This is a genomic window from Streptomyces sp. NPDC003943, from assembly GCF_053605265.1.
The window spans coordinates 77,931-89,837 of the sequence record NZ_JBSGIW010000012.1; the positions used below are offsets into that span (position 1 = coordinate 77,931).

Below are 11,907 nucleotides of genomic sequence, written 5' to 3' on the forward strand. Positions count from 1 at the left end.
GTCATCCTTGGTCTTCGACGGGACCCCGTGGCGGGGAGTAAATTACCCCCTGGGGTATCTGTGGAGGAGTGGTCGTGGAACTGGATCTCGCGGGCGCCGAGCTGAAGGCCGTACTGAACCGGCTGCGCCGGGCGCAGGGACAGATCTCCGGAGTGATCCGGATGATCGAGGAAGGCCGCGACTGCGAGGAGGTCGTGACCCAGCTGGCGGCCGCCTCCCGGGCCCTGGACCGGGCCGGGTTCGCGATCATCGCGACCGGGCTCCAGCAGTGCGTCGCGGACATGGAGACCGGGCGCAGGACCGGCGAGGACCCCGACCAGATGCGGGCCCGGCTGGAGAAGCTCTTCCTGTCGCTGGCCTAGCGCACGGGTGCGCTAGAGCAGCAGATCGAGAAGCATCAGGGCCGCCACCGCCAGCAGGAGGAGGCCGAAGGCTCTTCGCAGTCTGTCGGCCGGTATGCGGCCGGCGAGCCTTCGGCCGTCCCACGCGCCGAGCACCGCCGCCCCCGCGAACGGCGCGACGACCGCCCAGTCGAGTGGCGCGGCGGTCCCCGAGCGGGCGAGCAGCGCGGCCAGCGCGTTGACGGCGACGACGAGCAGGCTCGTGCCGACGGCCGGGCGCATCCGCAGGCCGACGACCTGGACGAGCGCCGGTACGGTCAGGAAACCGCCGCCCACGCCCAGGACCCCGGTCACCGCGCCGAGCCCGGCGCCCGCGCCCGCGACGGCCGGGGCGGAGCGCCGGACGGCCGCGCCCTCGGGGGCGCGGCGGACCATCCGTACCGCCGCGAACCCCGCCACCGCCACGAAGCCGGCGGTCAGCAGCCACTCCGGTACCCGCGCGGCGAGCAGTCCGCCGAGCGCGGCCGGCACGAGCCCGGCCGCGGCGAACACCGCGCCCGTGCGCCAGCGCACCTGGCCGTCGCGGGCGTGCCCGTAGAGCGCGGTCGCGGAGGTCGCGAGCACGATGAGCAGGCTCGCGGTGGCGGCGGCGCCCGGGGTGAATCCCAGCAGGTAGATGAGGGCCGGGACGGCGAGCACACTGCCGCCTCCGCCGAGCGCCCCGAGCGCGAGCCCGACGACGGCACCGGCCGCGAGGGCGGTCACTGTCACCAACACTCCCGTACTCCTTCCAGGAACGAGACACCCGATCCCAATTACCCCCCGGGGTATACATCCGACTCGGCCGACGATAACAGAAGTACCCCCGGGGGTATCCAGCGGGAGCTAAGCGGACAGCTATCCGCTTCTTCGGAGGGGCGGGTATGCTCGAAGGCAGGAAACGACCGATGGGGGAAGCAGCGGGAGAGGCAGGCAACAGGCGATGAGCACGAGGAAACCGCAGGCCGAGGGCGGGCCGACGGCCCGGCCCGCGCCGCTGCTCAGCCTGCTGCCGACGGCCGGCACCCCGGCCCCCGAGCGCGCCGACGCCGCCCGCAACCGCCGCCGGATCCTGGACGCCGCCGCCCGGATCGTCGCCGAGTCGGGCCCCGAGGCGGTCACCATGAACCTGGTCGCACACGCCAGCGGGATCGGCGTCGGGACCGTCTACCGCCGCTTCGGCGACGTCTCCCAGCTGCTGTGGGCGCTCCTCGACGACCGCGAGCGGCAGTTCCAGGAGGCGTACCTCGGCGGCCCGCCCCCGCTCGGCCCCGGCGCCCCCGCCGCCCAGCGCCTCGACGCCTTCCTCGACGCCCTCGTCGACCGCGTCGTCGAACAGCGCGCCATCCTCCTCGCGGCCCAGACCGCCGCCCCCAGCGCCCGCTACACCAGCGGCGCCTACCTCGCGATGCACGCCCACGTCACGATGCTGGTCACCCACACCCGCCCCACCGCGAACGCCCCCCTCGTGGCGCACCTCCTCCTCGCCCCGTTCTCACCGAGCCTGATGCACCACCTGTCCCAGGAGCAGCAGCTGTCGGCGGAGGAACTGAAGGCGGGCGTAAGGGAGTTGCTGAGTCTGCGGAGCCTCTGACCGCCTTGCCCGTCCGCCCCTTGGAAACGCTGGACCGGCCTCGCGCCACCGGCGCATGATCAGGCCATGAACAGCGCTTCCAAGACCTTCCTCGTCCTCCACGGCTTCCAGAACCACCGCCCGCCCGGTCACTGGCAGCACTGGCTCGCCGGTGCGCTGCGCGAGCGCGGGCACGAGGTGCGGTATCCGCAGCTTCCGGAGCCGGACGCGCCGCGGCTCGGGGAGTGGCTGGACGCGCTGGCGAGGGAGGGGGAACGGCCGGGTGACGGGAGCGAGTTCGTCGTGCTCGGGCACAGTCTGAGCGTGCTGTTGTGGCTGCGGGCGGTGGCCGCCGGGCGGGCGCCGGAGGCGGACCGGGTGCTGCTCGTGGCGCCGCCGTCGCCGCGGGTCGTGGCCTCGATTCCGGAGATCGCGGAGTTCGCCGAGGGGCTCGACCTGACCGGGCTCGACGTGAAGAACGCCCGGCTCGTGCACGGGGACGGCGACCCGTACTGCCCCGAGGGCGCCGACGTGCACTACGGCGGCCCGCTCGGGCTCGACGCGGACCACGTACCCGGGGGCGCGCACCTGGACCTCGATGCCGGATACGGCGCATGGCCGGATGTGCTCGCCTGGTGCGAGAACGCGGAGGCGCGGGTGGGCGGCAACCGCTAGCGTCGGGCGGATGCCCATCGAGACGTTTCCCCGCACCCCGCCGTACGACGAAGGCATGCTCGACGTCGGCGACGGCAACCACGTCCACTGGTCCGTCGCCGGCAACCCCGAGGGCAAGCCCGCACTCCTCGTGCACGGCGGCCCGGGCTCCGGGGCGTCGGAAGGGGCCCGGCGGTACTTCGACCCGGCCCGGTACCGGATCGTCCAGTTCGACCAGCGCGGCTGCGGCCGCTCCACCCCGCACGCGAGCGACCCGGCCACCGACCTGACGGTCAACACCACCGCACACCTGATCGCCGACATGGAGCGGCTGCGCGTCCATCTCGGCATCGACCGCTGGCTGCTGTTCGGCGGCTCCTGGGGCTCCACGCTGATCCTCGCGTACGCCGAGGCGCACCCGGAGCGGGTGACCGAGATCGTGATCGCGGGCGTGACCACCACCCGCCGTTCCGAGACGGCCTGGCTGTACGGAGGCGTCGGCGCCTACTTCCCCGAGGCCCACGAGCGCTTCCGGGAGGCCGTGGACGCGCCCGCGCACGCCGGCGCCCAGGAGCTGATCGAGGCGTACGGCGCCCGCATGGCCCACCCCGACCCGGCCGTACGGGAGAAGGCGGCGAACGACTGGTGCGCCTGGGAGGACGCCGTCCTGTCGCTGGAGGGCCAGGGCACCCCCTACGCCGACCGCGCCGACGCCGCCCGGCTCGGCTTCGTACGGATCTGCTCGCACTACTTCGCGCAGGGCGCGTTCCTGGAGGAGGGCGCCCTGATCCGGGACGCCCACCGGCTCGCCGGCATCCCGGGCGTGCTCGTGCACGGCCGGCTCGACATGGGCGGGCCCCTGACCACCGCCTGGGAGCTGACCAGGGCGTGGCCGGACGCCGAGCTGCACGTCGTCGAGGCGGCCGGCCACCTCGGCGACGACGAGACCCACCGTCACCTCATGACCGCCCTCGAACGCTTCGCGAAGGCGGACCCGGAGAGCTGACCCGGAGGGTGGCCTGGAGGGGTGGCCCGGAGATCTGACCTGCAACGTGGCCCGGAGCCCGGCGAGGTGACGCGGCGAGGTGACCCGGAGCGGTGACCCGGAGGGGTGACCCACCGGGCGGGGGCACCCGCCCGGTCCGATGATCAGGGCATGAGCCCCACGCGCCCCACGATCCACCTCGCCCAGCAGCCCGACGCCGACGCGCTCCTCGCCCGCTCCCCGCTCGCCGCGCTCGTCGGCATGCTCCTCGACCAGCAGGTGCCGATGGAGTGGGCCTTCTCCGGTCCGTACACCATCGCGACCCGCATGGGCCGGGACGACCTCGACGCGGGTGAGATCGCCGCCCGGGACCCGGAGACGTTCGCCGCGCTGCTCTCCGAGAAGCCGGCCGTGCACCGCTACCCCGGCTCCATGGCCAAGCGGATCCAGCAGCTGTGCCGCTTCCTCGTCGACGAGTACGGCGGCGACGCGGAGGCGGTGTGGCGCGATGCGGCCGACGGCCGGGACCTGCTGGCCCGTCTGGAGGCGCTGCCCGGCTTCGGGAAGCAGAAGGCGCAGATCTTCCTCGCGCTGCTCGGCAAGCAGTACGGGGTGCATCCGAAGGGCTGGCGGGAGGCGGCCGGGCCGTACGGGGAGGCGAACTGCTACCGCTCGGCCGCCGACATCACCGACGCGGACTCGCTGGCGAAAGTGCGGGCCCACAAGCAGGAGATGAAGGCCGCTGCCAAGGCCGCGAAATCAGCCACCGCGCCATCCTCCTCGGCAAAGTCCGGGAAAAGTAGCAGGAATTGATAATTCCAGATGGCAGTCCTGTTCTATGTGACGGGAATTGTGTCGGTCGTGTTCACAGAACCACCTCGAAGTCGCTAGCTTCCCCTCAACTCGACACCTCGGGAAGGACTTCTGTGAACGCATCCCAGCGCAGAGCCGCCGCCGTCCTCGCCGCCGCCGCACTCGCCACCCCGCTGGTGCTCGCCGCGCCCGCCACCGCCTCCCCCGAACCCGGGGCGGCGCAGGCCCGGGACGCCGCCCGGCTGGCGCGGAAGCTGGTCCGCGCGACGTCCGCCGAGGACGCGTACAGGCACCTGCAGAGGTTCCAGGCGATAGCCGACTCGGCCGGCGGCAACCGCGCGGCCGGCACCCTCGGCCACGACGCCTCGGCCGCGTACGTCTACACGCAGCTGAAGAAGGCCGGCTACGCCGTCACGTACCAGAAGTTCGACTTCATCTACACCCAGACGCTCGCCGAGAAGGCCACCGTCGCCTCCGCCACCCCGGCCCGCGACCTGACGCTCCGCGCGATGACCTACACCGCCTCCACCCCGGAAGGCGGCATCACGGCCGAACTCGCCGCCGCCCCGGTCGACGCCGACGGCAGCAACGGCTGCGAGCCGGGCGACTTCGCCGCCGGCGCCTTCACCGGCAGGATCGCGCTGATCAAGCGCGGCGGCTGCACCTTCGCCGTCAAGCAGGCGAACGCCGCCGCGGCCGGCGCCGTCGCCGCGATCGTCTACAACAACGTCGACGGCCTGCTCTCCGGCACCCTCGGCGACCCGGCCGCCGTCAGGATCCCGACCGGCGGCCTCCCCAAGGCCGAGGGCGAGCAACTCGCCGCCGACCTCGCCAAGGGCCCGGTCCGCCTCTCCTTCGAGCTGCGCCAGCTCCAGGAGAAGCGTTCCACCAACAACGTCATCGCGGAGACCCCGAACGGCAACGCCGCCAACACCGTGATGCTCGGCTCCCACCTCGACTCCGTCACCGCCGGTCCCGGCATCAACGACAACGGTTCCGGCTCCGCCGGTCTCCTCCAGACCGCTCTGGAGCTCGCCAGGACCAAGGAGCTGGGCAAGGTCCGCAACAAGCTCCGCTTCGCCTGGTGGTCCGCCGAGGAGAACGGTCTGCTCGGCTCCGAGCACTACGTCGAGAACCTCACGGACCTCGGCAGGAAGGAGATCAGGCTCTACCTCAACTTCGACATGATCGCCTCGCCGAACTACGGGCTCTTCGTCTACGACGGCGACAACTCCGACGGCGTCGGCGCGGGCGCCGGCCCCGAGGGCTCCGCCCAGCTGGAGCGGGACATCACCGACTTCATGGACCGGAGCGGCGCCCCGCACGAGGGCACCGACTTCACCGGCCGCTCCGACTACGGCCCGTTCATCGGGGCCGGCATCCCCTCCGGCGGCACCTTCACCGGCGCCGAGGGCCTCAAGACCGCAGCCCAGGCGCAGAAGTTCGGCGGCCAGGCGGGCGTCGCGTACGACGTGAACTACCACGCCAAGGGCGACACCATCGAGAACATCGACATGCGCGCCTTCGACGTCAACATCGACGTCATCGCCAACGCCGTGGGCACCTACGCCCACGACATCAGCTCCCTCAAGCGGCCGGTGACCTTCGTGCCGACCACGGGCACCGGCGACTCGGGCAGCAGCGGCGGCGGCCTGCACGGCGACCACGACGAGGTGACCGAGTAGTCACCGCTTCCGGCGCGCGGTCCCGAACAGCGAACGGCTGATCTCCCGGCCCAGCTGGGTGCCGACCGACCGCGCCAGGGACCTGAACAGGCCGCTGCCGACGACCTGTTCGACGAGCGAGGGCTCCTCCTCCGGCTGTTTCCGTGCCTGAGGGGCCCTCGCTCCCTCCTTTTCGGCGGCGGCCTGTTCCGCGGCCTGTTCCGCCGCCTGCTCCGCCGCCTGCTGCTCCGCCGTCAGCTTCTCGTACGCCGACGTCCGGTCCACCGCCTCCGCGTACCGCCCGTACAGCGGCGAGGCCTTCACCGCCGCCGCGAGGTCGGCCGCCGGGACCGGCCCCATCAGCGACTGCGGGGCGCGCAGCCGGGTCGCCGCCACCGGCGTCGGGGCGCCCTTCTCGCTGAGTACGGTGACGACCGCCTCGCCCGTACCGAGCCCGGTCAGCACCTCCTCCAGGTCGTACGCCGACTTCGGGAAGGTCCGGACGGTCGCCTTCAGCGCCTTGGCGTCGTCCGGGGTGAAGGCGCGCAGCGCGTGCTGGACCCGGTTGCCGAGCTGGGCGAGGACGTCCGCGGGCACGTCCTTCGGGGTCTGCGTCACGAAGAAGATGCCGACGCCCTTGGAGCGGATGAGCCGCACGGTCCGGGTGACCGACTCCAGGAACGCCTTCGAGGCCCCGCTGAAGAGCAGATGGGCCTCGTCGAAGAAGAAGACCAGCTTGGGCTTGTCGAGGTCGCCTACCTCCGGCAGTTCCCCGTACAGATCCGCGAGCAGCCACATCAGGAAGGTGGAGAAGAGCTGCGGCCTGTCCTGTACGGCGGGCAGTTCGAGTACGGAGACGACGCCGCGTCCGTCGCCGCCCGGCGCCGTCCGCAGGAACTCGCTCGTGTCGAACTCCGGCTCCCCGAAGAAGCCGGCCGCGCCCTGCTGCTCGAAGGCGGTGATCGCGCGCAGGATCACCCCGGCGGTGACCGTCGAGAGTCCGCCGATGCCCTTCAGCTCGGCCTTGCCCTGGTCCGAGACGAGGAACGCGACGACCGCCCGCAGGTCCTTGAGGTCGATCAGCTCCAGGCCCTTGCTGTCGGCGTAGTGGAAGATCAGGCCGAGCGACTGCTCCTGGGTCTGGTTGAGCCGGAGCACCTTGGAGAGGAGCAGCGGGCCGAAACCGGTGACGGTGGCCCGGATGGGGATGCCGGTACCGCCCGGTTCGCCCCCGAGCTCGTAGAACTCGCACGGGAATCCCGTCGCCGTCCACTCCTGGCCGACCTGGCCGGCCCGTTCGCGCACCTTCTCGCCGTCCTGGCCGGGCGCGGAGATGCCGGAGACGTCGCCCTTGATGTCGGCGAGGAAGACGGGCACGCCGTTCGCGGAGAGCTGTTCGGCGAGCAGCTGGAGGGTCTTGGTCTTGCCGGTGCCGGTGGCGCCGGCGACCAGTCCGTGCCGGTTGAGCATCGGCAGCGGCACGCGCACCCGCGCGTCCGGGTGACACGCGCCGTCCCAGAGCACCGCCCCCAGTTCGAGTGCGGCTCCGTCGAAGGCGTACCCGGCGGCGATGTCCGCCCAGGGCTCGGACGGCGGCTGCGCGCTCTCGGTCATGGCGGACCCCTGTCATGCTTTCGGGTGTTTTGCCCAGCTTCGCACCGGGGTCGCGTGGCTGCGCCGGGAGCCGCTTGCCCGGTAGGCTTTCCGTGTGATCTTCAAGCGCATCGGAAACGGCCGGCCGTATCCCGACCACGGCCGGGAAAGCACCCGGCAGTGGGCGGACGTGGCACCGCGCCCGGTCCGCCTCGATCAGCTGGTGACCACCAAGGGCCAGCTGGACCTGGAGACGCTGCTCGCCGAGGACTCCACCTTCTACGGCGACCTCTTCGCGCACGTCGTGAAGTGGCGCGGCGATCTCTACCTGGAGGACGGACTGCACCGCGCGGTCCGCGCCGCGCTCCAGCAGCGCCAGGTGCTGCACGCGCGCGTCCTCGAACTGGACTGAGGCCCAACCGGACTGAGCCCCGAAGGCCCCTCCGGGCCTTCCGGCTGATCCTTTCGGGGTCTCTTCGCGCCCATCCGGACGCGATCACATGATCATCCAGTAGGCATCCCCGGCGGGTCGCATTACGCTGCGTTCATGAGCATGCTCACTCCCCCCGGAATGGGCGGAAAGTACCGCATCACGGGCGACGTCTACCCGCGCATGCGCCGCCCCCACCGCCGGCGCAGGATCGTCCTCGGGGCTACGGCCGCCGTGCTCGTGCTCGGCGCGGCCGGCTGGGGGACGCTGCAGCTCGTGGACGTCTTCTCCGGCGGCGACGAGAAGACCACCACGGCCGCCGGCAAGCAGAACGACTGCAAGCCCGTCCCCAAGGCGAGTGCGCAGCCCGGCGCCGCCGCCCTCCCCAAGCCGGCCCAGATCACCGTGAACGTCTACAACGCGACCCCGCGCGGCGGGCTCGCGAAGGCGACCGCGGACGAGCTGAAGAAGCGCGGCTTCGTCATCGGGAAGGTCGGCAACGCGCCCGCCGCGTACGACAAGAAGGTCCCCGGCACCGGACTGCTGCTCGGCGCGCCCGGCGCCACCAAGGGCACCTTCTCGGTCGTCGGCACGCAGCTCAAGGGCGCAACGACAAAGGTCGACGCCCGCCCCACGGCGGACGTCGACCTGATCATCGGTACGGCCTTCAAGCAGCTCGACCCGAAGGCGGCGGCGGACGCGGCGCTGGTCGCGCTCAACAAGCCGAAGCCGGCCGCGCCCTGCAAGAGCTAGCTGCCGCCCGGGGCCGCCACGGGCCCGGGCTGCCCGGCGACTACTCGGCGCTGCCGTACATCCGGTCGCCCGCGTCGCCCAGGCCCGGCACGATGTAGCCGTGCTCGTTGAGCCGCTCGTCGACCGAGGCCGTCACGACGGTCACCGGCGTGCCCGCGAGCTCGCGCTCCATGACCTCGACGCCCTCCGGGGCGGCGAGCAGCACGACCGCGGTCACGTCGTCGGCGCCGCGCCGGATCAGCTCCTGGATCGCCGCGACGAGCGTGCCGCCGGTCGCCAGCATCGGGTCCAGGACGTACACCTGGCGGCCGGACAGGTCCTCCGGCATCCGCGTCGCGTAGGTCGACGCCTCCAGCGTCTCCTCGTTGCGGATCATGCCGAGGAAGCCGACCTCGGCCGTCGGCAGCAGCCGCACCATGCCGTCCAGCATGCCGAGGCCGGCGCGCAGGATCGGGACCACGAGCGGCCGCGGGTGCGACAGCTTCACGCCGGTCGTCGGCGTCACCGGGGTCTCGATGTCGACCTGCTCGGTGCGCACGTCCCTCGTCGCCTCGTAGGCGAGCAGCGTGACCAGCTCGTCGGCGAGCCGGCGGAAGGTGGCGGAGTCCGTGCGCTTGTCGCGCAGGGTGGTGAGCTTGTGGGCGACCAGCGGGTGGTCAACAACATGGAGACGCATGACTCAACAGTAGCCGGGAACGGTGGCCGGAACTGGCGTCAACCCTCGCGAGCGGGGGAAGGTGGGGGCACAGGGAACCCGCTGATGGGGTGGTGTGGCCTATGGCCGACCTGGAACGGCACGAGCCGGGCGACGAGGCTCCCGAGGAGGAGCCCCGCCGGGAGACCGACGCGGAGCGCCGCAGACGCCGCGCGCAGTTCCTGCGCGAGCTGAACGAGGCCAAGGCGCTGCGCGACCGCGTCCAGCCGCGGCGCGCCCGGGCGGCACGGATGCGGCAGGCGATGCGCATGCGGACGTTCCGCTGGTGAACGGCGGTGACCAGTGGGAAGGGGCGCCGGCCGTGCGCCCCCTCAGTGCGCCGGGGTCGCACGCCCGCCCGATCCGGGCGTCGTTCAGACTGATGCACGACGCAAGAGCCGAAGACCTCTCCAACGGGCGAGGTTTCTGTCACGATGCCGATTGGGCGGGGCATCAGGAGCGCGCCGCCGGATCATCACACCTCTGATCAGTGGGAGAGTCAGGTGTACTTCGCCGCACTGCTCGCGCGCACCGAAGACGGGTGGGAAGCGAGCGATATCGAGCTCGACAACGTGGAAACGCTGGCGGACCTCGCCGACCTGGCCCGCGAGTCCGCGGCCGACGACGGCGAGACGGTGATCGTCTTCATCGAGCAGGAGGACGAGTGGTTCGGCATCGTCCGGGTCGACGGCGAGGACGACCCGCGCGTCTTCGTGTCGAACGGCGCCGCCGCGTCCCGCTCCTCGTACGGGGAGATCCTCACCGGCGAACTCCTCGGCAAGGACCGTGACGGCGCCGACACCGACCTGGACGCGCTGGACCTGGACGGCACCGAGGACGGCGAGCCGGAGGCGGTCGAGGCCGACGCGGACGCGGACGACACCGACGGCGCCATCGCGCCGGCCGGTCCGCTCGGCGAGGGCCGGGTGCTGGCCGACCTCGGCATGTCCGAGCGGGACCTGCTCGGCCTGGAGACCGGCGACGCCCTCGGGGAGATCGCGGACGCCATCGGTGCCGGGGAGATCCTGGAGGCCGTGCGCTAGTGCCGCTCGCCGTACCCGTACCCGGCCCTGGCGGAGTCCCCGATCCCGTACGGGAAGAGGGAGCCGCCCGGGAGGCCGGCCCCGATCCCGTACGGGACCCCTGGCGCGACCCCATGCGGCGCGCGCTCGACGAGGCCGACAAGGCCGCGCTGGCCGGTGACGTGCCGGTCGGCGCGGTGGTGCTCTCGCCCGACGGCGGCGTCCTCGCGCTCGGCCACAACGAGCGCGAGGCGACCGGCGACCCCACCGCCCACGCCGAGGTGCTGGCGCTGCGCCGGGCCGCGGCGGCGCTCGGCGAGTGGCGGCTGACCGGCTGCACGCTCGTCGTGACCCTGGAGCCCTGTGTGATGTGCGCGGGCGCGCTCGTCCAGGCGCGGGTCGAACGGGTGGTGTTCGGCGCCTGGGACGAGAAGGCCGGCGCCACCGGATCCCTCTGGGACCTCGTCCGGGACCGGCGGCTCAACCACCGGCCCGAGGTGATCCAGGGCGTCCTGGAGGCGGAGTGCTCGGCCCAGCTGACCCGCTTCTTCCGCGACCGCTGACCCGTCTCCGACCCCTGTCCAACCCTTCTCCGACCCCTCGCCGGCCCCGCTCTGACCTGCGGGAACCAATGGATTTCAGTCCTGGGGCACCTTTGGGCTAAGCTCTCTCTCGGTAGCGTGTCCGAGCGGCCGAAGGAGCTCGCCTCGAAAGCGAGTGTGGGGAAACTCACCGAGGGTTCAAATCCCTCCGCTACCGCTCTGATTGAAGGCCCGGTGTCGTATGACACCGGGCCTTCGTCGTATGTGCGGGCCGGTTGGACGGGGGGAGCGGCATCGGGGGGACAAGCCGCTCCCCCCGATGAGAACCGGTCCTGCCGATCCGGCGCCGCGGTCAGGGGGGAAGCTCGCGGCGCGGACCCCGCAGTGAGGACCGGTTCCACAGCCCCGCGGATTCCTGCCAGATCCGCCGGGCTCGACATCCATCCTGCTCTTCCGCCACCCTTCCGGGCATCGGCAAAAGGCCCCGACCGCCGGGCCCTTGGTCCATAAAGGATCGATCAGGTGCGGGCCAGGTGCGAGTCACGTGCGATCAGGTGCCGTCAGAAGGCGCTCGGCTAGACTCGGCGACCGCCCACGGGCGGACACAGGGGAGACACGGGGAGGGGCAGACGGATGGCACAGGCGAAGAAGATCGCGCTCTATGCGGTCGTGGTCTTTGTGCTGTACACGATCATCACGTCCCCGGCCCGGGCGGCGGAACTCGTCCAGGTAGGGTTCGAAGGCATATCGAGCGCCGCTCAAGGTGTCGGTCAGTTCATGACCGAGCTCGTGAATTAGGAGACG

General features: G+C 72.1%; 15 protein-coding genes and 1 tRNA gene. 13 read left to right on the forward strand and 3 right to left on the reverse strand.

Annotated elements, in window-relative coordinates:
- Positions 1-74 precede the first annotated feature (74 nt).
- Positions 75-362, forward strand: a complete 288-nt coding sequence (locus ACWEV0_RS07780; RefSeq protein WP_453147415.1) for a metal-sensitive transcriptional regulator — start codon at positions 75-77, stop codon at positions 360-362.
- Positions 363-374: 12 nt separating this feature from the next.
- On the opposite strand, the gene ACWEV0_RS07785 is transcribed toward ACWEV0_RS07780, so the two are convergent.
- On the reverse strand, positions 375-1,118 hold the full coding sequence (locus ACWEV0_RS07785; RefSeq protein ID WP_453147416.1) for a sulfite exporter TauE/SafE family protein: 744 nt from the start codon (positions 1,116-1,118) through the stop codon (positions 375-377).
- Between the two features lie 205 nt (positions 1,119-1,323).
- Between ACWEV0_RS07785 and ACWEV0_RS07790 the strand changes: the two genes are divergently transcribed.
- The 5 genes from ACWEV0_RS07790 to ACWEV0_RS07810 all read left to right on the forward strand — a co-directional run bounded on the left by ACWEV0_RS07790 (position 1,324) and on the right by ACWEV0_RS07810 (position 6,090).
- Positions 1,324-1,974, forward strand: a complete 651-nt coding sequence (locus ACWEV0_RS07790) for a TetR/AcrR family transcriptional regulator (RefSeq protein ID WP_453147418.1) — start codon at positions 1,324-1,326, stop codon at positions 1,972-1,974.
- 66 nt (positions 1,975-2,040) lie between these two features.
- Positions 2,041-2,628: an RBBP9/YdeN family alpha/beta hydrolase gene (locus ACWEV0_RS07795; protein ID WP_453147420.1), complete on the forward strand. Its 588-nt coding sequence runs from the start codon at positions 2,041-2,043 to the stop codon at positions 2,626-2,628.
- 10 nt (positions 2,629-2,638) lie between these two features.
- Complete coding sequence (gene pip, locus ACWEV0_RS07800; protein WP_453147422.1) at positions 2,639-3,613, forward strand: prolyl aminopeptidase; 975 nt, start codon at positions 2,639-2,641, stop codon at positions 3,611-3,613.
- 150 nt (positions 3,614-3,763) lie between these two features.
- Positions 3,764-4,405, forward strand: a complete 642-nt coding sequence (locus ACWEV0_RS07805) for an HhH-GPD-type base excision DNA repair protein (protein ID WP_453147423.1) — start codon at positions 3,764-3,766, stop codon at positions 4,403-4,405.
- A 113-nt stretch (positions 4,406-4,518) separates the two neighbouring features.
- Positions 4,519-6,090: a M28 family metallopeptidase gene (locus tag ACWEV0_RS07810; RefSeq protein ID WP_453147425.1), complete on the forward strand. Its 1,572-nt coding sequence runs from the start codon at positions 4,519-4,521 to the stop codon at positions 6,088-6,090.
- On the opposite strand, the gene ACWEV0_RS07815 is transcribed toward ACWEV0_RS07810, so the two are convergent.
- Positions 6,091-7,683: a helicase HerA-like domain-containing protein gene (locus ACWEV0_RS07815; protein WP_453147426.1), complete on the reverse strand. Its 1,593-nt coding sequence runs from the start codon at positions 7,681-7,683 to the stop codon at positions 6,091-6,093.
- Positions 7,684-7,777: 94 nt separating this feature from the next.
- Here ACWEV0_RS07815 and ACWEV0_RS07820 point away from each other — a divergent pair, with 94 nt between their 5' ends.
- Positions 7,778-8,074 carry a type II toxin-antitoxin system VapB family antitoxin gene (locus ACWEV0_RS07820; protein WP_003949502.1) on the forward strand — a complete coding sequence of 99 codons (297 nt, stop codon included), beginning with the start codon at positions 7,778-7,780 and terminating at the stop codon, positions 8,072-8,074.
- A gap of 135 nt (positions 8,075-8,209) precedes the next feature.
- Positions 8,210-8,845 carry a LytR C-terminal domain-containing protein gene (locus ACWEV0_RS07825; RefSeq protein WP_453147428.1) on the forward strand — a complete coding sequence of 212 codons (636 nt, stop codon included), beginning with the start codon at positions 8,210-8,212 and terminating at the stop codon, positions 8,843-8,845.
- Between the two features lie 40 nt (positions 8,846-8,885).
- Here ACWEV0_RS07825 and upp read toward each other — a convergent pair whose 3' ends face one another.
- Entirely contained in the window at positions 8,886-9,521 is a 636-nt protein-coding gene (gene upp / locus ACWEV0_RS07830) for a uracil phosphoribosyltransferase (RefSeq protein ID WP_389210526.1), read from the reverse strand.
- 101 nt (positions 9,522-9,622) lie between these two features.
- On the opposite strand from upp, the gene ACWEV0_RS07835 reads away from it, so the two are divergent.
- The 5 genes from ACWEV0_RS07835 (at position 9,623) to ACWEV0_RS07855 (ending at position 11,901) form a co-directional block, all read left to right on the forward strand.
- Positions 9,623-9,829, forward strand: a complete 207-nt coding sequence (locus ACWEV0_RS07835; protein WP_453147430.1) for a hypothetical protein — start codon at positions 9,623-9,625, stop codon at positions 9,827-9,829.
- 213 nt (positions 9,830-10,042) lie between these two features.
- Positions 10,043-10,582: a tRNA adenosine deaminase-associated protein gene (locus tag ACWEV0_RS07840; protein ID WP_453147432.1), complete on the forward strand. Its 540-nt coding sequence runs from the start codon at positions 10,043-10,045 to the stop codon at positions 10,580-10,582.
- Between the two features lie 113 nt (positions 10,583-10,695).
- Positions 10,696-11,124 (forward strand): tRNA adenosine(34) deaminase TadA, encoded by a 429-nt coding sequence (gene tadA, locus ACWEV0_RS07845; RefSeq protein ID WP_453147483.1) that lies wholly within the window; start codon positions 10,696-10,698, stop codon positions 11,122-11,124.
- 111 nt (positions 11,125-11,235) lie between these two features.
- Positions 11,236-11,320: transfer RNA gene (locus ACWEV0_RS07850), tRNA-Ser, on the forward strand.
- A gap of 416 nt (positions 11,321-11,736) precedes the next feature.
- The gene (locus tag ACWEV0_RS07855) at positions 11,737-11,901 is read left to right on the forward strand and encodes a hypothetical protein (protein WP_389210533.1); all 165 of its coding nucleotides are present in this window, start codon (positions 11,737-11,739) and stop codon (positions 11,899-11,901) included.
- Positions 11,902-11,907 lie beyond the last annotated feature (6 nt).